14 protein-coding genes and 2 pseudogenes are annotated in these 20,240 nt (G+C 70.1%); 12 read left to right on the top strand and 4 right to left on the bottom strand.

Translation table 11 applies throughout. From position 1 onward, the window contains the following. Positions 1-110: 110 nt before the first annotated feature. Entirely contained in the window at positions 111-788 is a 678-nt protein-coding gene (locus tag IG62_RS0139145; RefSeq protein WP_030815408.1) for a hypothetical protein, read from the bottom strand. Positions 789-972: 184 nt separating this feature from the next. Next, complete coding sequence (locus tag IG62_RS46840) at positions 973-1,134, bottom strand: hypothetical protein (protein WP_234326924.1); 162 nt, start codon at positions 1,132-1,134, stop codon at positions 973-975. 144 nt (positions 1,135-1,278) lie between these two features. Between IG62_RS46840 and IG62_RS42780 the strand changes: the two genes are divergently transcribed. The 12 genes from IG62_RS42780 (at position 1,279) to IG62_RS0139080 (ending at position 17,492) form a co-directional block, all read left to right on the top strand. Next, complete coding sequence (locus IG62_RS42780; protein WP_234326925.1) at positions 1,279-2,454, top strand: ISAs1 family transposase; 1,176 nt, start codon at positions 1,279-1,281, stop codon at positions 2,452-2,454. Positions 2,455-2,626: 172 nt separating this feature from the next. Then, complete coding sequence (locus IG62_RS0139130; protein ID WP_030815405.1) at positions 2,627-3,538, top strand: LysR family transcriptional regulator; 912 nt, start codon at positions 2,627-2,629, stop codon at positions 3,536-3,538. Positions 3,539-3,694: 156 nt separating this feature from the next. Further along, entirely contained in the window at positions 3,695-4,864 is a 1,170-nt protein-coding gene (locus IG62_RS0139125) for a CaiB/BaiF CoA transferase family protein (protein ID WP_030815402.1), read from the top strand. 26 nt (positions 4,865-4,890) lie between these two features. Continuing rightward, on the top strand, positions 4,891-5,661 hold the full coding sequence (locus IG62_RS0139120) for a crotonase/enoyl-CoA hydratase family protein (RefSeq protein WP_030815399.1): 771 nt from the start codon (positions 4,891-4,893) through the stop codon (positions 5,659-5,661). A 19-nt stretch (positions 5,662-5,680) separates the two neighbouring features. Then, positions 5,681-6,427: an acetoacetate decarboxylase gene (locus tag IG62_RS0139115; RefSeq protein ID WP_030815395.1), complete on the top strand. Its 747-nt coding sequence runs from the start codon at positions 5,681-5,683 to the stop codon at positions 6,425-6,427. Beyond that, positions 6,424-7,422: a 3-hydroxyacyl-CoA dehydrogenase NAD-binding domain-containing protein gene (locus IG62_RS0139110; protein ID WP_234326923.1), complete on the top strand. Its 999-nt coding sequence runs from the start codon at positions 6,424-6,426 to the stop codon at positions 7,420-7,422. Before IG62_RS0139115 ends, IG62_RS0139110 begins: the two co-directional genes overlap by 4 nt. Next, positions 7,419-8,666, top strand: coding sequence for an acyl-CoA dehydrogenase family protein (locus IG62_RS0139105; RefSeq protein WP_199812585.1), 1,248 nt, complete (start codon positions 7,419-7,421; stop codon positions 8,664-8,666). The genes IG62_RS0139110 and IG62_RS0139105 overlap by 4 nt, the downstream gene beginning before the upstream one ends. Before the next feature lie 296 nt (positions 8,667-8,962). Continuing rightward, positions 8,963-10,420 (top strand): class I adenylate-forming enzyme family protein, encoded by a 1,458-nt coding sequence (locus IG62_RS0139100; RefSeq protein ID WP_030815386.1) that lies wholly within the window; start codon positions 8,963-8,965, stop codon positions 10,418-10,420. Positions 10,421-10,439: 19 nt separating this feature from the next. Then, entirely contained in the window at positions 10,440-12,191 is a 1,752-nt protein-coding gene (locus IG62_RS0139095) for a DUF3556 domain-containing protein (protein WP_030815383.1), read from the top strand. Continuing rightward, complete coding sequence (locus tag IG62_RS0139090; RefSeq protein WP_030815380.1) at positions 12,184-13,599, top strand: phytoene desaturase family protein; 1,416 nt, start codon at positions 12,184-12,186, stop codon at positions 13,597-13,599. Before IG62_RS0139095 ends, IG62_RS0139090 begins: the two co-directional genes overlap by 8 nt. Continuing rightward, positions 13,596-14,867 (top strand): PucR family transcriptional regulator, encoded by a 1,272-nt coding sequence (locus tag IG62_RS0139085; RefSeq protein ID WP_051799192.1) that lies wholly within the window; start codon positions 13,596-13,598, stop codon positions 14,865-14,867. Before IG62_RS0139090 ends, IG62_RS0139085 begins: the two co-directional genes overlap by 4 nt. 165 nt (positions 14,868-15,032) lie before the next feature. Beyond that, the gene (locus tag IG62_RS0139080; protein WP_030815374.1) at positions 15,033-17,492 is read left to right on the top strand and encodes a SpoIIE family protein phosphatase; all 2,460 of its coding nucleotides are present in this window, start codon (positions 15,033-15,035) and stop codon (positions 17,490-17,492) included. A gap of 384 nt (positions 17,493-17,876) precedes the next feature. On the opposite strand, the pseudogene IG62_RS42775 reads toward IG62_RS0139080, so the two are convergent. Together IG62_RS42775 and IG62_RS0139070 are read right to left on the bottom strand one after the other, a co-directional pair. Beyond that, positions 17,877-19,266 (bottom strand): annotated as a pseudogene (locus IG62_RS42775) (SulP family inorganic anion transporter). A 98-nt stretch (positions 19,267-19,364) separates the two neighbouring features. Then, positions 19,365-20,105, bottom strand: a pseudogene (locus tag IG62_RS0139070) (IS1380 family transposase); the annotation flags it as partial. Between the last annotated feature and the right edge of the window lie 135 nt (positions 20,106-20,240).

Below are 20,240 nucleotides of genomic sequence, written 5' to 3'. Positions count from 1 at the left end.
CGCTGAACGGTCCTATCCAGGACGGCTCCGACGCCGTGATCACACCAGACACAGCCAGATCATCTCACCCATGACCAGCAGTTACGGGACAACCCTTAGGGCCCAGGACTTCAGTGCGCGGCGCGGCCCCACACGATGCCCTCGAATTGCATAGACGTGGTACTGCCGTCCGCTGCGGTCGCCTTCAGCCGCCCGACCCGTCCCTCGCTGGTCCTGATGCAGAGAACAGTGCCCACCTTCACGCGCTGCGCCTCGGCGCCGGCGGAATCCACGGTGCTGACGCAGTCCGCGTAGTCCGGGAGGTCGCTGCCCGTCCACAGAGACGCTTTTGCGTTGTTGCGGGCCCTGATCTCACCGAAGTAGCCGTAAAGGTCGGTCTTGTCGTCCAGTGGGTTCCCCGATGACACCGGCTGCGTCGTATCCAGGTCCTTGTTTCCCGCAGGCTGATCGTCCAGCGCCAATACACCCTGCCACTGCACCCCGCCGCTCTCCTGCACGTCGGCCGGGCCGGTGTTCGCGCTGGGGGACCGCTCGCCAATGGCCGGGGACGTCGCGGCGGCGGAAGTCGTGCTTGCCGACGGTCGAGAGTCCGCGGCGGAGCTGCCGTCGTCGTGCTGATTACCCAGCACAGTGCCCAGCAGCCCGATGAGCGCCGCCACCACGGCTGCGACGGCACCGATCCAGGCTGCCTTGTGGTCCGCCAACCAGCCGTTGCCGCCCTGATGTGTGCCGCTTCCGTCCTGAGCCTGCATGCTTTGCCGGTCGTCGTTCGCCTTGTCAGTGGCCACTGCCGTTCAACGCCCCCGCTATTTCGGTGACACCTTGTCACCTATCGGCAGCGTAGCGGTTGCCCGGCCGCCGAACCACACGATCAGCCCCTGCACCAAATAACTCGGCTTCCTCAAAACGTACTTGCTCTTTCTGGCCGGCTTTCGTTTGAGATGTCTCCGCACCTCATTCTGAAACGATCAATTAGCCTCGCCCCAGGATGGGGAGTGCTCGCTTGGGTTCGTCGCGGATCGCTCGGGTGGTCTTGGCGATGTTGTCGGCTCCGAGGGTTTTCAGTGCGCCGATGGCGAGGTTGCGGAGGGTTGCCATGGCGCGGGGTGCGGTCAGGGCGGTTGCAAGTTCCAAGGGCGTCCGAGTGGTCGGGTTGTGACCGGTTGGGGCGCATAGCAAGGGCAGGCACGGGCCTGGTGATCATCGTGGTGACTAAGCCCGATGATCATGAGGTTGCCCGTGCCTGCCGCTGCATCTTCTCCCATCCCTGCCGTGCTGATGAAGCTGGGTCCGCTGGACGCCGGAGGGATCGCTGATCTGCGCCCCTACTTCGACTCGGTGCCCGACCCGCGCGCACGGCGCGGCCGGTGGTACTCGCTGACGGCGATCCTGTTGGTATGTGCCTGCGCGGTTGTCTCGGGAGCGAGGAGCATCGAGGAGCTCGCCGAATGGGGCCAGCGTGCCTCCAGCGCACTGCTGACAGTGATCGGGATCCGACGTCACCTGCCCGGATGGCGGCACGCTCCGTCGCCGGCCACGATCGGCCGTGTGCTGGCGGCTGTCGACGGGGATGCCCTGGACCGCGCGGTGGGCGCCTACCTGGCCGACCGGCACCGCGCCGCCACCGGACCCGACCAGGCGATGTCGGCTTGCGCGTCCAGGCTGCCGCGGGTGATCGCTGTCGACGGCAAAGCCCTCAAGGGGGCAGCCCGTCTGACCGCGACGCGCCGGCATCTGCTCTCCGCGGTCACCCACGGCACCGTCGTGACCCTCGCCCAGGTGGAGGTCGGCACCAAGACGAACGAGACCTCACATTTCCGACCGCTGCTGGCGCCGCTGGACCTGGCCGGCACCGTCGTCACCTTCGACGCCCTCCACTCGGTCAAGGCGAACATCTCCTGGCTGGTCGAGATCAAGAGGGCCCACTACATCGCCGTGATCAAAACCAACCAGCCGGTCGCCCACCGCCAGATCGCGGGCCTGCCCTGGCAGGGCATCCCCGTCCAGCACACCGCCTCCGAAACCGGACACGGACGCCGCGAGTCCCGCTCGATCAAGACCTGCGGGATCTCCGACGGACTCGGCGGAATCGCCTTCCCCCACGCCCTCCTGGCCATCCGCGTCCACCGCCGCCGCAAGCAGACCGGCGCACGCGAGACCCGCGAAAGCGTTTACGCGGTCACCAGCCTCCACGCCCACCAGGCCGGCCCTGCCGACCTGGCCACCGCGATCCGCGGACACTGGGGAATCGAGAACTCCTCGCACCACATCCAAGACCACCCGAGCGATCCGCGACGAACCCAAGCGAGCACTCCCCATCCTGGGCATCACCAACGATCCGGACACCTACGGAACTTGATCAAGCCCTGCTTGCGGCCCCGGTCCAGTAGCTGTCGGAGGGCGACGTGGTGGGTCGCCACCGCCGTGATCAGGATTCGGGAGGGTGAGTACTGATGACTGTCGTCGCGATGGGCGCTGCCCGCCTTCAGGAGTTCATCCGTCTCGCCCCCGTGGTCTCCGGCTGACTCGACTTACGGCCCGTGGACGGTCCGCGGGCTGCGGCCGCCCACGGCCTGCGTTCGACGCCCTGCCGTCGGGGGCTCTTGGCATGGGTAGGGTGACCGGCGTGGACATTCTGCACCTGCGTTATTTCGTTGCCGTGGCCGAGGAACTCAACTTCTCCCAGGCGGCACGCAGGTTGCACATGGCGGCCTCTCCGCTGAGCCAGCGGATCAAGGATCTGGAACGCGAACTCGGTTACGAGCTCTTCGAGCGCACCACCCACCGGGTCGACCTGACCACGGCGGGTGCCGCGCTGCTGCCGATGGCGCGCGACATCCTGGAGCAGGTCAACTCGATTCCGTGGCGGTTGAGCGAGGCGGTGCGCCCGCGGCTGGACAGGCTGTTCATCGGGATGCCCGCCGGAGTGCATCCGCTGTTGCGGGAGCGAGTCCGCCTGCTGGAGGACGCCTGTCAGGAGGTGTGCGAACTCAAGCGCTGGCCCGGCACATCGGCGGACCTGGCGGAGGCGGTGCACGACGGAAGGCTGGCGATGGCGCTGGCCCGGCTGCCGGTCTCCGATCCGGCGTTGGAGATCATCGAGGTGATGCGCGAGCGGCTGGGTGCCGCGGTGCCGGCTGATCGGTTCGCGGGGCGGGCGTCGGTGACCCTGGAGGAGCTGGCCGACCTGTCCTATGTGGCGACACCGAACGACGTCACCCCGGCATATTTCGAGGAAATCGACGCCCGACTGAATTCGGTCGGCGTGAAGAAAAGAATCCGCATCAATATGGCGGACTATTCCGGAAGCTCGGAATTGATTTCCTCCGGGATCGCGTTCTCGATGACCATGCTCTCGCCGGAGAGTCCGATGCATCTGTACCGGCTGGAAAACGTGGCCGTGCTGCCCGTCGATGACTTCCAACCGGCCTTGACAACAGGGCTGTTGTTCCGCAGGGATCGGGCGAGTGCCGACGGAGATCTGAGTGACGTCGCCGGCCGGGCGCGGCAGATCTTCAGCGAGGTCATCTCCGTCTGACCGGCTTTCGGCCACACTTTTCGGGGGTTTACTGGAACAGGTATGACCGCTGCGGTCATGCCCTTGTTCGCTAGTTGATCATTCCCTTTGGGCTCGTTCACGCATAACGTCGCCGGTGGAAACATTCGCGATGAAATTACTGCGTGAACAGGAGTGATGATGGATATCACGGCCGCCGGCATCACAGGTCCGCTGGACGGCGTGCGGGTGATCGATCTGTCAACGGTGGTGATGGGGCCCTATGCGGCGCAGATCCTGGGCGACCTGGGCGCCGACGTCATCAAGATCGAGTCCCCGTCCGACACGGTACGGGTGGGCCCCTACCGCACCACACCCGGCATGACCCCGCTCAACCTCAACGTCAACCGCAACAAGCGCAGCGTGGCGTTGAACCTGAAGGACGACGCCGACCGGACACGGGCCCTGGAGCTGATCGATAGCGCCGACGTGCTGGTCACCAACATGCGTCCGGGCGCGCTCGCCCGCCTCGGCCTCGGCCACGCCGACGTCGCCGCCCGCAACCCAGGCCTGGTCTACGCCCACGCTCAGGGTTTCCGCAGCGACTCCGACCGGGCCGGCAACGCGGCCTACGACGAGACCGTGCAGGCCGCTTCCGGCCTGGTGGACGTGGCCAACCGGGCGCTGGGCACCCCGGCGTACCTACCGACGATCATCGGCGACAAGGTCTGCGCGCTCACCATCGTCTACACGGTGCTCGCCGCGCTGGTCCACCGCGCCGGTACCGGCGCCGGCCAGTACATCGAGATCCCGATGACCGACACGCTCATCGCGTTCAACCTCGTCGAGCACCTGGCGGGCCACGTCTTCCAACCGCCGGAGGGTCCCACCGGGTTCCCGCTGTCGATGAAGAGGGGGCACCGCGCGGTGCCCACCGAGGACGGCCTGGCCTGCGTCATGCCGTACAACCCGCAGAACTTCCGGGACTTCTTCCTCGCCGCCGAACGTGCTGACCTCGCCGCAGACCCGCGCGTCAACGGCGAGTCCATCGCTGATGACGACGTCGATGCCCTGATGGAGCTGGTGGGGGAGTGCTCGCCGAGCCTGACCACCGAGGCGTGGGAGCGGGTCTGCGCCAAGCACAGCATCCCGATGGCGCCCGTGCTCGAACTCGACCGGGCCGCCGAGGACCCCTACGTGCGCGGCGGCCGGCTGCTCGATGTGGTGGACCACCCCAGCGAGGGCGCCATCCGCTCGGTCGGCATCCCGGTGCGGTTCTCCGCCACCCCGGGGTCGGTTCGCCGGCCCGCCCCGTTGCCCGGCCAGCACACCGACGAGGTCTTCCGGGAACTCGCCGCAGGCCGCTGACCCACCGCCAATCAAGGACTCACACCATGCGCAGCAACACCGAGGTGCGGACCGAGACCATCGGTTCGTCCCTGCTCATCACCATCGACCGGCCGAAGGCGCGCAACGCGGTCAACGCGGCCGTCGCCGCCGGACTGTCCGCGGCCCTCGACCAATTGGAGGCGGACCCCGCCCTGCGGGCCGGCGTGCTCACCGGCGCCCAGGGCACGTTCAGTGCCGGGATGGACCTCAAGGCCGCCCTCGCCGGTGAATCGCCCGAGATCCCGGGGCGCGGCTTCGGCGGCCTGACCCAGGCCCGGACGACCAAGCCGCTGATCGCCGCCGTCGAGGGCTGGGCCATGGGCGGCGGCTTCGAACTCGCCCTGGGCTGCGATCTGATCGTCGCCGCGGACGACGCCCGATTCGGCCTCCCGGAGGTCAGCCGCGGGCTGATCGCAGCGGGCGGCGGGGTGATCCGTCTGCCACAGCGCATCCCGTACCACCTGGCGATGGAACTGCTGCTGACCGGGGAACCGGTCTCCGGCGAACGCGCCGGACAGCTCGGCATCGCCAACCGTGTGGTTGCGGCCGGGGAGACCGTCGCCACCGCACTGCAACTGGCCGAGCGGATCGCGCAGAACGCCCCGCTGGCGCTGGCCGCCGTCAAGGAACTCGTCCGCGCCGCCGACGGCGCGCCGGAGGCGGAGGCATTCGCCGTGCAGGGGCAGCAGATGGCCCGGCTCGCGGCCTCCGCGGACGTACGTGAGGGCATGACCGCCTTCACCGAGCGCCGGTCCCCGGTCTGGCAGGGCCAGTAGGACACGAAAGGGGAACACGATGAAACAGCAGGACGTGCCCCGGCACATCGCGACGCCACTGACCCACCCGGCCTATCCGCCGGTCGTACCGCGGTTCAACAACCGCGAGTACCTCAACATCGTCTACCGCACCGACTACGACGCACTGCGCGCGGTGGTACCGGAACCGCTGGAGATCGACGAGCCGCTGGTGCGCTTCGAGGTCATGCGCATGGGCGACGTCAGCGGGTACGGACCGTACACCGAGTCCGGCCAGGCGATCCCGGTCCGCTACGAGGGTGAGCGGGGCGAGTACCTGCACGCGATGTACCTGGACAACCTTCCGGCCATCACGTCCGGCCGCGAGGCCAGCGCCTACCCCAAGACCGCAGGATCGCCTGCCCTCTACGTCGATCACGGCGCGCTGGTCGGTGTCCTCGACGTCGGCACGCTTCGGGTGGCCGCCGCCACGATGGGCTACAAGCACTACGAGTTGCCGGTCGAGGAGGCCGTGGCCCAGGTCGGTGTGCCGACCTACATGCTGAAGCTGGTCCCCGGCTTCGACGGGGCGCCGCAGGTGGCCCAGTTGGTGCGCACCGAGATCACCGACATCACGGTGAAGGGCGCCTGGACCGGTCCTGCCCGGCTGCAGCTGTGCGACCACGCGCTGGCACCGCTTGCCGACCTGCCGGTGCGCGAGATCGTCTCCGCCAGCCACATCCTGACCGATCTGACCCTGGCGCCGGTCAAGCCCGTCCACGACTACCTGGCTCACCCCGCGCGGTGAGCGCGGCCACGGCCACGGAAGCAGAAGGAAGACATGTGATGACCAAGCCATTCACCACCGCCGCGGTGGTCGGCGCCGGGACGATCGGCCTGTCCTGGGCCGCGCTCTTCGCCGGCCACGGCATGCGGGTACGCGTCACCGACCCGCGGCCGGACCTGGCCGAGGCAGTCAACGAGGCGCTCGACCGGGCGGCCGACCATCTGGCCGCGCAGGGCCTGGACACGCACGGCCTCGCCGAGCGGGTGCACATCGCCGACGATCTCGCCGACGCGGTGCGCGACGCCGACGTCGTCCAGGAGAACGGGCCGGAGAACGCCGACTTCAAGCGGGAGTTGTTCACCACCCTGGTCGGCGCGGCCCCCGCACACGCGCTGCTGCTCAGCTCCTCCTCGGCGATCCCCGCCACGGCGTTCACCGACACCATCGAGGAGGCCGACCGGGTCCTGATCGGTCACCCCTTCAACCCGCCGCATCTGGTGCCGCTGGTGGAGGTGGTGCCGGGGGAGCGCACCTCCGAGGAGAGCGTGGCGCGGGCCGTGGACTTCTACCGCTTCGTCCGCCGGGTCCCGGTCGTGGAACGCAAGGAGATCCCCGGCTTCGTCGGCAACCGCCTGCAGAACGCCCTCAGCCGGGAGGCGATCTACCTGGTCGAGCAGGGCGTCGTCAGCCCGGCGGACCTGGACACCGTCGTGGTGAACTCGCTCGGCCTGCGCTGGGCGACGGTGGGTCCCTTCCTCGGCGCGCACCTCGGCGGCGGCCCCGGCGGCTACCGGCACATGGCCGAGCACATCGGCGTATCGATGCAGAAGATGTGGGACTCGCTCGGCCGCCCGGAGCAGAGTCCCGAACAGACCGAACGGCTCGTCGCGGCCGTCGAGGACGCGTACGGCTCCCGCTCCTACGCCGACCTCAGCCGGGAGCGCGACGCCAAGCAGATCGCCGTGCTGTCCGCCCGGGACAGCGTCATCAGCGTGGAGAAGGAGAACCGGTCATGACCGCCCTGCTGCCCGAGAAGGCATCCGAGAAGGCGTCCCAGAAGGCATACGCGAAGGCTTCCGTCGACGAACGCCTGGCCGCGGACTTCTACGACTTCGAGTCGCTGCTGCCGCCGCACGAGCGCGAACTGCTGCTGCGGGCCCGGGCGTTCCTGCGCACCGAGGTCAAGCCGCTGGTCAACGAGTACTGGGCCAAGGGGGAGTTTCCCCCCGAGCTCATCGGAAGGTTCCGCGAGCTCGGCCTCGCCGGCGTCCCCTACGAGGGATACGGCGACCCCTTGCCGGCGGGGAGCAATCTGCTGATCGGCATGCTGTCGATGGAGTACACCCGCACCGACGCCTCCAGCGCCACCTTCTTCGGCGTGCACAGCGGCCTGGCAATGTACAGCATCTACCGGGGCGGCGACCAGGAGCAGCGGGACCGCTGGCTGCCCTCGATGGCCGCGCTGGAGAGCATCGGCGCCTTCGCGATGACCGAACCGCTCGGCGGCTCCGACGTGGCCGGAGGGATGCGGACCACCGCCCGCTGGGACGGGGAGAACTGGGTGCTCAACGGGGCCAAGCGGTGGATCGGCAACGCGACGTTCGCCGACCTGGTGGTCGTCTGGGCCCGCGACGAGGCGGACGACAAGGTCAAGGGCTTCGTGGTGGAGAAGGGCACCCCGGGCTTCTCCCCCGTGAAGATCGAGAACAAGATCGCGTTCAGGATCGTGGAGAACGCCGAGATCACCCTGACCGACGTCAAGGTGCCCGAGGCCAACCGGCTGCAGCGGATCGACTCCTTCCGCGATGTGGCGGAGATCCTCCGTGCCACCCGCAGCGGGGTCGCCTGGCAGGCTCTCGGCGTGATGATCGGCGCCTACGAGCTGGCGCTGGACTACGCCAAGGAACGCCGGCAGTTCGGCCGACCGATAGCGCGGTTCCAGATGGTGCAGGACCTGCTGGTCAAGAGCCTGGGCAACATCACCGCCTGCTGGGGCATGCTGGTCCAGCTCGCGCGGCTGCAGGACGCCGGCGTCTTCCGTGACGAGCACTCCTCGCTGGCGAAGGCGTTCGTCACCTCGCGGATGCGCGAGGTGGTGGGGTGGTGCCGGGAGATCTTCGGCGGCAACGGCATCGTCCTCGACTACGACATCGCCCGGTTCTTCGCCGACGCCGAGGCGATCTACTCGTTCGAAGGCACCCGTGAGATGAACACGCTCATCGTCGGCAAGGCGATCACAGGCGAGAGCGCCTTCGTCTGACGGCGGCTCCCCCACCCCGCGCCGGCCCCGAGTCCACCGTGCCTCGGCGCCGGCGCGGACCAGTGTGGGTGTGCCGCGCCGGCCCGAGAGCCACGTGCCCCGGCGCGGACCGGTCCTGCGTGATACCCGGCTTCGTGCGCCGCGCACAAGTACCGGCCCGAGCGTCGTCGCCCGCGCCCATGGGCCGGCGGCGCCGCAGATTCGTACCGTCTCTCCTCACGTACCGGACATCCGTCCCGCGTCGGGACGCGCACTGCGTCCGCCCGACGGCCGTCGACGTACTTCGAGGAGCGGACATGCATATCGCGCAACTGCCGGATCTGCGGGCCCGGAGGGACGCGGACGGCCCCTGCATCGCTGACGAAGCGTCAGTTCTGGGTAATGCGGCGTTCGCCTGCCGGGTGCGCCGGGCCGCGGCGAGCCTGCGGTCGCGGGGCGTCGGACGTGGGGACGTCGTGGCGCTGCTGCTGCCCAACAGGGCGGACTTCGTCGTCGCGCTCTTCGCGGCCTGGCGGCTCGGTGCGACCGTGACCCCCGTCAACCCGGCGCTCACCGAGGGCGAGGTGCGATACCAGCTCGGCGACGCGGGTGCCGCGGTGGTCGTCACCGCCGAGCCGTCGCCGCTCGACGGGGCGCTCACGGTGGCCGAGTTGGGCGCCGGGCCCGAAGACGCGGCCGCACCGGAGACGGACGCGGATGCGCTCGCCCTGCTGATCTACACCAGCGGCAGCACCGGGCGCCCCAAGGGCGTGATGCTCGACCACGCCAACCTCGCCGCCATGGCGGGCATGATGATCGAGGCCGCCCGGCTGTCCGAGGCCGACCACAGCCTGCTGATCCTGCCGCTCTTCCACGTCAACGGGATCGTGGTAGGCGTGCTGTCCCCGCTGCTGGCCGGCGGCCGGGTCACGGTGGCCGGGCGGTTCCGGGCCGAGACCTTCTTCGACGTGGTCGCCGCGGCCCGCCCGACCTGCTTCTCCGCGGTCCCGGCGATCTACTCGATGCTCGCCGAACTGCCGGGCCAGATGCCGCCCGACACGTCGTCGGTGCGGTTCGCCGCCTGCGGGGCGGCCCCGATGCCGCCCGCGCTGATCGACCGGTTCGAGCGTCGCTACGGCATCCCGATCCTGGAAGGCTACGGCCTGTCCGAGGGCACCTGCGCCTCCACCACCAACCCGCTGGACGGCCCGCGGAAGCCGGGCACGGTCGGACTGCCGCTGCCCGGCCAGCAGGTCGCCGTGATGGACCCGCTGGGCCGGATCGTGCCTGCGGGGACGACCGGTGAGGTGGTGGTGCGCGGGCCCAACGTGATGCGTGGCTATCTGGGCCGCCCGGAGGAGACCGCCCGCACCGTGGTCGACGGCTGGCTGCACACGGGCGATGTCGGCCGCTTCGACGAGGACGGCTATCTGGTGCTGGTCGACCGCATCAAGGACATGATCATCCGGGGCGGCGAGAACATCTACCCCAAGGAGATCGAGACCGTCCTCGGCGACCACCCCGCTGTGCTCGAAGCCGCCGTGGTGGGCGCCGCCGAACAGCGGCTCGGCGAGGTTCCCGTGGCCTTCGTGGCGCTGCGCGCAGGCGCGTCGGCCACCGCGACCGACCTGCTCGACCACTGCCGGGCCCGGCTGGCCAGGTTCAAGGTGCCCACCGAGATCACCCTCGTCGACCGACTGCCGAGGAATCCCGTCGGCAAGACGGACAAGCCTGCGCTCCGAGCCAGGACCATCGCCCTGATCACGGCCGGCTGAACGGAAGCGGGAGACAGTCATGGGATTCCTCGCACCGAACATGGCGGACGTCGACATACAGCAGTGGCGCAACCGCCCCTACCAGCAACGCATCAGGCCGCTGGCCGAGCACTGGGTCAGGCACGGCTTCGGTACCCCCGGCATCGTGCACCTGCTGTACCTGGTGAAGATCACGGCGTACGCCCTCGGCGGCATCGCCGTCGTCTCCGCGAACCCCGGCGTCGGCAGCATCGCGCACTTCAGTTCATGGTGGGCCGAGCCGATCGTCTATCAGAAACTCGTCGTCTGGACGCTGCTGTACGAGGTCCTGGGCCTCGGCTGCGGTTCGGGCCCGCTCAGCTCACGCTTCCTGCCGCCGGTCGGCGCCTTCCTGCACTGGCTGCGGCCGGGCACCGTACGGCTGCCGCCGTGGCCGGGCAGGATCCCGTTCACCTCGGGGACGCGGCGGACGGCCGCCGATGTGACGCTGTACGCAGCGGGGTTGGGAGCCGCGGTGTGGCTGCTCTGGTCACCGGGCGGCGCGGTCGGCCCGGGCGCGGTCGGCGTCCTGGCTCCGTGGCGCGTCGCCGTCCTCGTGACGCTGCTCGCGCTGCTCGGGCTGCGCGACAAGACCGTCTTCCTCGCCGCCCGCGCGGAGCACTACGGCCTGACGCTGGTCGTCTTCCTCTTCCCGGTGGCGGACATGACCGCCGCGCTGAAACTGGTCATGCTCGCCCTGTGGTGGGGCGCCGCTTCGTCCAAGCTCAACCGCCACTTCCCGTTCGTGGTGGCGGTGATGATCAGCAACAGTCCGATGCGCCCGGATTGGCTCAAGCGCCGGCTCTACCGTCACTACCCCGACGACCTCAGGCCGTCCGCCCTCGCCGCCTCGGTCGCGCACGGCGGCACGGTCATCGAGTACGCGGTGCCACTGGTCCTGGTGCTCTCGCACGGCGGGACCGTCACCGCGATCGCCCTGGCCGTGATGGTCGTCTTCCATCTGCACATCATGTCGACCTTCCCGATGGCCGTGCCGCTGGAGTGGAACGTCTTCTTCATCTACTCGGCGCTCGTCCTCTTCAGCCATGACGCGGCCGTCGGCGCCTTCGCCCTGCACTCCCCGCTGCTGGCCGCGGTGCTGGTGCTGAGCCTGGTGGTGGTCCCGCTGCTCGGCCACGTCCGCCCCGACCTCGTGTCGTTCCTCCCCTCGATGCGCTACTACGCCGGCAACTGGGCCACCAGCTTGTGGTGCTTCCGCAAGGGCACCGAGCACCGGCTCAACGAGCACATCCTCAAAGCCTCCGGACTGCCCGTCGACCAGCTCACCCGCCTGTACGGTGCCGAGGCCGCCGAGCTGGTGCTGCACCAGGGGCTGGCCTTCCGTGCGATGCACAGCCACGGCCGCGCGCTGGTCGGACTGCTGCCCCGGGCCCTGGACGACGTGGAGGCCTACGATGTGCGGGAGGGCGAGACGGTGGCGGGAGCGATCCTCGGCTGGAACTTCGGCGACGGCCATCTGCACAACGAGCAGTTGGTGGCCGCCGTACAGCAGCGGTGCGGCTTCGCGCCGGGCGACCTGCGCGTCATCCTGCTGGAGTCACAGCCGACGCACCGCTCGCGCCAGCACTACCGCATCGTGGACGCGGCGACCGGCCTGATCGAGGAGGGCTATGTGAACGTGCGGGACATGGTGGCCCGCCAGCCCTGGCTCGACGACGAGGCGCCGGTGATCCCCGTCGAGCCCGTCCGGGCACCGCGACCGGCGACCGGGGTGGCGGCCGCACATGAGTGACGCGATGGTGGTGGGGGCCGGCCCGAACGGGCTGGCCGCCGCCGTCGCCCTGGCCCAGCGGGGGCTCAAGGTGACCGTCCTGGAGGCCGCCGACGACATCGGCGGCGGCACCCGGAGCAGCGAACTGACCCTTCCCGGCCTCCTGCACGACCACTGCTCCGCGGTGCACCCGCTGGGCGTCGGCTCGCCGTTCCTGCGGACCCTCGGCCTGGAACGGTACGGCGTCGAATGGGCGTGGCCCGAGGTCGATCTGGCGCACCCGCTGGACGGCGGCCGGGCCGGGGTGCTGGTCCGCTCGGTGGAGCGGACCGTGCGCGGGCTCGGCGCGGACGGCCCGGCCTGGGAGCGGCTGTTCGCCCCGCTGGCGGACGACTTCGAGGCGCTTACCGAGGACGTACTGCGCCCGGTGCCGCATCTGCCCGCGCACCCGGTGGCCCTGGCCCGTTTCGGGCTCCGGGCGCTCCAGCCGGCCACAGCGGTGGCTCGGCGCTGGCGTGGTGCGGAAGCCAGGGCGCTGTTCGCGGGGGCGGCGGCGCATCTGATGTATCCACTCACCGGGCCGACCAGTTCCGCGGTCGGGCTGATGCTCATCGGCGCCGCCCACCGCTTCGGCTGGCCGGTCGCCCGCGGTGGGTCGCGGACCATTACCGATGCGCTGGCCGCCATGCTCGCCGAACTCGGCGGGACCATCGAGACGGGGGTGCGGGTGGACTCCCTGGCCGAACTCGCCCCCGCCCGGATCGTCATGCTCGACACCGCGCCCGGCGCCGCGGCGCGCATCTGCGGCGACCGGCTGCCCGGCCGGGTACGCCGGGCCTACCGTGGCTGGCGGCACGGCCCGGCCGCGTTCAAAGTGGACCTCGCCGTCCAGGGAGGCATCCCCTGGACCCATGAGGCATGCCGCCGCGCGGGCACCGTGCACCTGGGCGGCACCCTGGAGGAGGTCGTCCGCACGGAGGCGCAGACCGCCGGCGGGCGGATGCCCGAGCGCCCGTTCGTCCTGGTCGGCCAGCAGTACCTCGCCGACCCCGACCGGTCCCGCGGCGACGTCCACCCGATCTGGGCGTACGCGCACGTGCCGCATGGCTATCCCGGTGACGCCACCGAGGCGGTGCTGCGCCAGATCGAGCGGTTCGCGCCGGGCTTCCGGGAGCGGATCGTGGGGCGCTCGGTGCGCTCGACCGCCGAACTGGCCCGCTACAACGTGAACTTCGTCGGTGGTGACATCGTCGCCGGTGCCAACACCACACGGCAGGTCGCGCTCCGCCCCCGGCTGGCCCCTGACCCCTACAGCACCGGCATCCCCGGCGTCTACCTGTGCTCGGCGGCCACCCCACCCGGCGCCGGGGTGCACGGTATGTGCGGTGCGAACGCCGCCCGCTCGGCGCTGCGGTACCTGGACCGGTGAACGGCCCAGCGGAACGGCCGGCGGACGGGGCATCGGACCCGGTCGTCCTCGCGGCCCAGGTGATGCAGGCGCACCGGGACGAGTTCATCGCCAAGCTGGTAGCCACCACCGAGGCGGAAATCGCCCAGCTGGAACACGACGAATCCCTGCGCGGGCTGCTGGAAGCAAGCATCACCGAGAACATCGTCACTGCCCTGCACGTCGTCATCAACCGCATCGACCCGCAGACCGTGGACGCGCCCGCCTCGGCCGTCTCGTACGCTCGTCGGCTCGCCCAGCGCGACGTGCCGCTCTCGGCCCTGCTGCGCGCCTACCGCCTGGGACATGCGCAAAGCCTGGACCTCGTTCTCGGGGAGGCGGTCCGCCTGGGGCTGCCGGATCCGGCCGACACCGTCATCAGCTTGGTCAGCCTCACCTCGGCCTACCTGGACCGGGTCTGCGACCAGATCGGCCGGGTGTATGAGGAGGAGCGCGAACGCTGGGTGGGCACCCGCGGCATGCTGCGCCAGTACTGGGTGGGCCAGCTCCTCGACAACCCCCAGGTCGATCTGCGGCAGGCCGAGGCCGCCCTCGATCACCGGTTGTCCGGCAGCCATGTGGCCGTCGAGGGCTGGCTCCACGGCACCGCGGCCACCACCGACCCCGCCGCCGTCTTCGACCGGCTGGCCTCGTTGCTGTGCACCCTCCTGCGCGCCCAGGGCCGCCCCCTGCTGGTACACACCGACGAGGCCGACGCCCGGATCTGGCTTGCCGTCAGGCCCGACTGCCCGGTGGACCCCGACACGATCGCCGCCGAACTGGCCGACGCCGCGCTACCGGTGCGGGTCGCCCTCGGCATCGTCCGCCCGGGACTCGACGGCTTCCGCCGCAGCACCCGCGCCGCCGCCCGCGCCAAGGCCCTCGCCCTCTCCGCGGGCCCCAGCACCCCCCGCGCGGTAGCCTTCGCCCGCGTCGCCCCCGTCGCCCTCCTGGTCGACGAGCCCCGCGAACTGGCCGACTTCGTCTCCGACACCCTCGGCGACCTCGCCGTCGACGACCCCCGCAACGCAATCCTCCGCGAGACGCTCCGCGTCTTCCTCGCCACCCACCGAAGCTACGCCGCCACCGCGGACCAGCTGATGGTCCACCGCAACACTGTCCACTACCGCGTTCAACGGACCGTCGACCACTACCACCTCAACCTCGACGCCGACGCCTTCGACCTCCACTTCGCCCTCAACGTCTGCCGCTGGCACGGGGCGAAGGTTCTGCGCCGCAAGAGAAGGTGACGAGGCGCTACCCGGCCCCGGCGGGTCGTCCTCACCTGCGAGGGCCGCATGGTGCCTGATGGGGATAGGGCCGTTCCGGACTATCGCGCACCGGCACCAACGGTAGGAAGATCGGGACGAGGAGTACAGCAGTACCAGGAGTCCGAGGAGTACGAGGTGGCGCCGATGGGCAGGCCGGTGACGACGTTCAGCCAGAGTCCGGAGGATCCGTTCGCGCTGCATCGCGCTGCCTGCGCAGTGGTGGACCACGGGGGCACGTTAGTGGGCTGGGGCCCGGGTGCCGAGGAGCTGCTGGGCTACCGGAGCAACGAGGCGATCGGCCGCCCGGCGCTCGACTTCCTGGTCAAGCCGGACGGCGTGCCGACCACCGGGGAGTTGCTGGCGGAGCGCGTACGGGCCGGGGCCTGGTCCGGGCTGCTGACAGCACGGCATCGCGACGGCCACCCGGTGGACCTGGGTCTGCGGGCTTCCATGGTCGTGCGCGACGGCGTGTGCGAATGGTTCCTGGTCGGCGCGCCCGCCGAGGACGTCGCCCAGTGGGAGCGGGACCGTGCCATCCTCGACGGGCTGTTCCGCCGGTCACCGGTCGGGATCGTCGTGCACAGCCCGGACCTGCGGGTCCTACGGGTCAACCGGGCGGTCGAGCGGATCAGCGAGATGTCGACCGACGAGCATCGGGGACGGTCCACCGGCGAGCTGCTGGTCGCCCAGGACGCGGAAACCGACCGCAAACGGGTGCGCAGCGTGCTGGAGAGCGGCAAGCCGCTGATCTCCACGGAACAGTCCCTGCGGCTGCGCAGCGATCCCGGCCGGGAGCGGGTGGTGTCCGTCTCGGCGTTCCGGCTGGAGGACTCCGCCGGGCACGTCCTCGGGGTCACCGAGATGATCGAGGACATCACCGGCCGCTACCGGGCGCGGCGCAGACTGGCGCTGCTCAACGAGGCCAGTGCGCGCATCGGGACCACGTTGGATGTGTCCAGGACAGCCTGCGAGCTGGCGGAGGTGGCGGTGCCCAGCCTCGCCGACTACGCGTCGGTGGACCTGCTGCAGGCCGTGCCGGGCGGCGACGAGCCCGCCCAGGGGGTGACGGGGCCGCTGGTGCGGATTGCGGCCCGGGGCGTCTCCCGCGAGGGGCTGGAGGTCACGTTCCCCGAGGGCGCCCCGGTCACGTTCGCCCCCCGCTCGCCTCAGGGCCGGTGTCTGGCCGGGCAGCAGCCGCTGCTCGAACCCGTCGTGACCCTCTCCCCGGAGTGGTACGACATGGCGCCGCAGCAAGGCAGGCGCGCCCTCGACCTGGGCATCCATTCCCTGGTGGTGGTGCCGCTGGTCGCCCGCGGACTGGTGCTGGGCGTGGTGAGCCTGTGGCGGTCACAACGCCCGGAGCCGTTCGAGGAGGACGACCTGACGCTGGCCGAGGAGCTCGCCGCCCGCGCCGCCGTCTGCCTCGACAACGCCCGCCGCTACACCCAGCAGCAGCGCACCGCGCTCGCCCTGCAACGCAGCCTGCTCCCGGGCACGGTGCCCGACCTTCCGGCGGTCGAGGTGGCCCACCGTTACCTGCCGGCCAACGTCGGTCCCGGGCTCGGAGGTGACTGGTTCGACGTGATTCCGCTCTCCGGGGCGCGGGTCGCCCTGGTCGTGGGCGATGTGGTGGGGCACGGCATCCACGCCACGGCCACGATGGGCCGCCTGCGCACCGCGGTCCACACGCTGGCCGGCCTGGACCTGGAACCGGACGAAGTCCTCTCTCGCCTGGACGACTTGGTCAACCTGATCGCCGCCGAGCAGGAGGTGAGCGGCAAAGACCCCTCCGCCGGTGCGCCGGTGACGGGGGCCACCTGCCTGTACGCGGTCTACGACCCGGTCTCCCGGCAGTGTTCCATGGCGCGGGCGGGTCACCTACCGCCGGCGGTGGTGACCCCCGACGGGACGGTGGATCTGCTCGAACTGCCCGCTGGCCCGCCGCTGGGCCTGGGCGGACTGCCGTTCGAGTCTCGTGAGGTGGAGCTCCCGGAGGGCAGCCTGCTTGCCCTCTACACCGACGGGCTCGTCCAGGAACGCAAGCGCAACGGCGCGCCCACTGACATCGAGGACGGACTGGCACTGCTGCGCCAGACGCTCACCGGCCCCACGACCTCGCTGGAACACACCTGCCAGGCGGTAGTGGACCGGCTGGTCCCCGGTCACCATCCCACCGACGACGTCGCCCTGCTCATCGCCCGAACCCGGGTGCTGCCCCCGCGGCGGGTCGCCTCGTGGGGTCTGCCCGTGGACGTGACCGCCGCGTCCCAGGCCAGGGAGCTGATCACCGCCAAACTCACCGAGTGGGGGTTGGACACCCTGGTGTTCACCACCGAGCTGATCGCCAGCGAACTGGTCACCAACGCCTATCGCTACGCCTCCGGGCCGGTCACTCTTCGGCTCATTCGCGAGCAGTGCCTCATCTGCGAGGTCGCCGACTCCAGCCACACCTCGCCTCACCTGCGCCGGGCCCGCAGCACCGACGAAGGCGGCCGCGGGCTGTTCCTGGTCGCCCAGCTCACGGAGCGTTGGGGCACCCGGTACACCCGCGAGGGCAAGACCGTCTGGACGGAGCAGCCACTGCCCGCTGATTCCAGGAGGTAGGTGTGCTTGCACCAAGACCGTCGTCCGCCGGCATGTCCCGCCGGCGAGGCGGTCCCCCTTGGGCGCCGGCAGCGGCCCCCGCCCACCCAACTTGCCTGCCGGAAATAGGTTGGTGCTGCTGCCCGGGGCTGGTCTAAGAGGTCGTTTTCATCGGTGAAGCCTGTTTCATCCCAAATCGCTCTCCCGCCGAGGTGTGACTTCCGAGGTGTTGCTACGCCAATGCGGCTGGCGAGATCCGGCGTGAGTCCGCATTGCCAGTCTCATCCCCTGAAGCCTGTCTCGATCCAAGACGTGCTGTATGGGTGATTGCTCTCGTCGCGCCGCACATGGGTCTGTCACGTGAGAGATGCGAGCGCAGCACTGAGGCATTTGAAGTCGCATAAATCAGGTGAAAACGACCTCTCGGCGGCTGTTGGTGAGTTCGCCGCTGAGTTTGCCGTCGAGGTGGGCGCTGGGGTCGTTCAGCCCGGTGATCTCGACGGTCTTGCCGTGTTGGGCGTATTTGGTCTCGATGGCGTCGAGGGCGGCGACGGAGGAGGCGTCCCAGACGTGGGTGGCGGACAGGTCGATGACGACCTTGTCGGGGTCGGTGGCGTAGTGGAATCGGGCGACCAGGTCGTTGGAGGACGCGAAGAACAGTTCACCGGTGACCCGGTAGACGACCTGGGTGTCATCGGGGTCGACGACCGCGGTGACGTCGGCGAGGTGGGCGACCCGCTTGGCGAAGACGACCATGGCGGTGAGGGTGCCCACGACGACGCCGATGGCCAGGTTGTGGGTGGCGACCACGACGGCGACGGTGAGCACCATGACGGTGATCTCGCCCGCCGGCACCCGCTGGAGGGTCTTGGGCGCGATGGAGTGCCAGTCGAACGTGGGTGCGGGCCCCGGAGACCCGTACGTTGATCATGGTCTGGCCGACCATGGCGCAGCCGCCCATGCCGCCGAAGAACCCGGTGACGATGTTGGCGATGCCCTGGCCGATGGACTCGCGGGTCTTGTTGGAGCGGGTGTCGGTGATGTCGTCGACGAGCTTCGCCGTCATCAGCGACTCCATCAGGCCCACCAGCGCCATGGCGAGCGCGTACGGCGCGACGGTGGTGAGGGTGTCAAGCGTGAACGGCACGTCGGGCAGGCCAGGGGTGGGCAGCGAGGATGGCAGGGCGCCCTGGTCGCCGACGGTCGGCACCGCGATCCCGGCGGTGACCGTGACGACCGTCAGGACGACGATGGAGACCAGCGGCGCCGGGACCACCCTGGTGATCTTCGGGAAGAACACCATCAGGGCCAGTCCGCCGACGATCAGTGGATAGACCGGCCAGGGCACATCGGTCATTTCCGGGACCTGCGCCATGAAGATCAGGATCGCGAGAGCGTTGACGAAGCCGACCATCACCGAGCGCGGCACGAACCGCATCAGCTTCGCGACCCCGAGGGCGCCGAGCAGGATCTGGAATACACCGGCCAGGATGACGGCGGCGACCAAGTAGCCGAATCCGTGCTCGCGGTTGAGCGGGCCGATGACCAGGGCGACGGCGCCGGTCGCCGCGGAGATCATCGCGCGTCGGCCACCGACGATCGAGAGGGCGACGGCCATCATGAAGGAGGCGAACAGGCCGATCGCCGGGTCGACCCCGGCGATGACCGAGAAGCTGATGGCCTCGGGGATCAGGGCGAGCGCGACGACGAGCCCGGCGAGGATCTCGGTGCGCCAGACCTTCGGATCGGACAGCCAGTCGGGCTTCAGGCCGCGCAGCCGCGCGGCAGGAGACAGTGCGGGAGAAGGCAAGGAGGGCAGTACCAGTCGTGGTCGGGCACGTCGTCGTAACGGCGTGCGGGGAGGCAGGAAGGCCGGGGCGGCCCTCCCCGAAGTCCCCGCCGGGCGAGCCAGGCGACGAAGTCGTGGGTGCCGCCCGCGGAATCGGTGCGGATCAGGGTCCGGCGCCCGCGCCGGTACTTCTTCGGCAGCTGGGCCAGGGCCAGGCGGGCGGTGGTGATGTGGTCGGCGGCCGTTTTCGATCCCGCGTTGCCCGGCCTGAGCAGGGCCGCGACCGGTTCACCCGTGCCGCCCGGTCCGTGGTCGACGAACCCCATCAGCGGGTGGTGGCCGTAGGTTCGCTTCCACGTGGGTGCGGCGTCCTCCTTGTCCGAGTGCGCGATCACCAGCACCCCGTCGAGGTCCACGGTCACGGTCCCGCCCGCGTCAGGCGCTTTCCGGCCGGCCAGCCGCCAGACAGGTCGGCGGACTTCAGCCCGCGCGGCACGGATGGCCCGCAGGGCTTTCTCCCCGGAGGCTGCAAGGGTGCCGACGAGGCGGGAGACCGTCGGGTCGGAGGCCACCGGCCCGAACACGGCCGGCTCGGCCCGCAGCATGGCGACATCCGCGAGACAGTCCCCGCCCAGCGCGACCGCCAGGGCCACGTCCAGCAGGGTCTTGCCCGGATCGTGCACCATCCGAGTTTTCCGCCACGGCGTCAGCGCCGCTGATATCGCGGTGTCCAAACCGGCCTTGCGGACGGTCTCGACCAGCAGCACGCTCCCGGCCTGCGAGACCACCGCCCGGCCGCCGCCCTCGATGCGGACACGCGGGTACGACCCGATACGCTTCTTCACCTGGAGAGTGCTTCTTTCCCTGCAGCCAACAGGACCCTAAGGGTTGTCCCGTAAATGATCTACGGCATGCTGCTTGAGCAGCTCATTTCTCCGTCATCCGGCCAGGGTGAGGTTGTGCAGGCGGGCGATGCCGAG

The organism is Streptomyces sp. NRRL S-337, from assembly GCF_000720175.1.
Taxonomy (GTDB): Bacteria; Actinomycetota; Actinomycetes; order Streptomycetales; family Streptomycetaceae; genus Streptomyces; species Streptomyces siderophoricus.
This window is presented reverse-complemented; position numbering and strand designations above follow the sequence as displayed.

What these genes read in the sequence shown, in the direction of transcription:
- IG62_RS0139125 (WP_030815402.1), top strand. Translation starts at nt 3,695, where the DNA reads ATGATGGATATCACGGCCGCCGGCATCACAGGTCCGCTGGACGGCGTG.
- IG62_RS0139080 (WP_030815374.1), top strand. Translation starts at nt 15,033, where the DNA reads ATGGGCAGGCCGGTGACGACGTTCAGCCAGAGTCCGGAGGATCCGTTC.
- IG62_RS0139105 (WP_199812585.1), top strand. Translation starts at nt 7,419, where the DNA reads ATGACCGCCCTGCTGCCCGAGAAGGCATCCGAGAAGGCGTCCCAGAAG.
- IG62_RS0139100 (WP_030815386.1), top strand. Translation starts at nt 8,963, where the DNA reads ATGCATATCGCGCAACTGCCGGATCTGCGGGCCCGGAGGGACGCGGAC.
- IG62_RS0139120 (WP_030815399.1), top strand. Translation starts at nt 4,891, where the DNA reads ATGCGCAGCAACACCGAGGTGCGGACCGAGACCATCGGTTCGTCCCTG.
- IG62_RS42780 (WP_234326925.1), top strand. Translation starts at nt 1,279, where the DNA reads ATGAAGCTGGGTCCGCTGGACGCCGGAGGGATCGCTGATCTGCGCCCC.
- IG62_RS0139090 (WP_030815380.1), top strand. Translation starts at nt 12,184, where the DNA reads ATGAGTGACGCGATGGTGGTGGGGGCCGGCCCGAACGGGCTGGCCGCC.
- IG62_RS0139095 (WP_030815383.1), top strand. Translation starts at nt 10,440, where the DNA reads ATGGGATTCCTCGCACCGAACATGGCGGACGTCGACATACAGCAGTGG.
- IG62_RS0139115 (WP_030815395.1), top strand. Translation starts at nt 5,681, where the DNA reads ATGAAACAGCAGGACGTGCCCCGGCACATCGCGACGCCACTGACCCAC.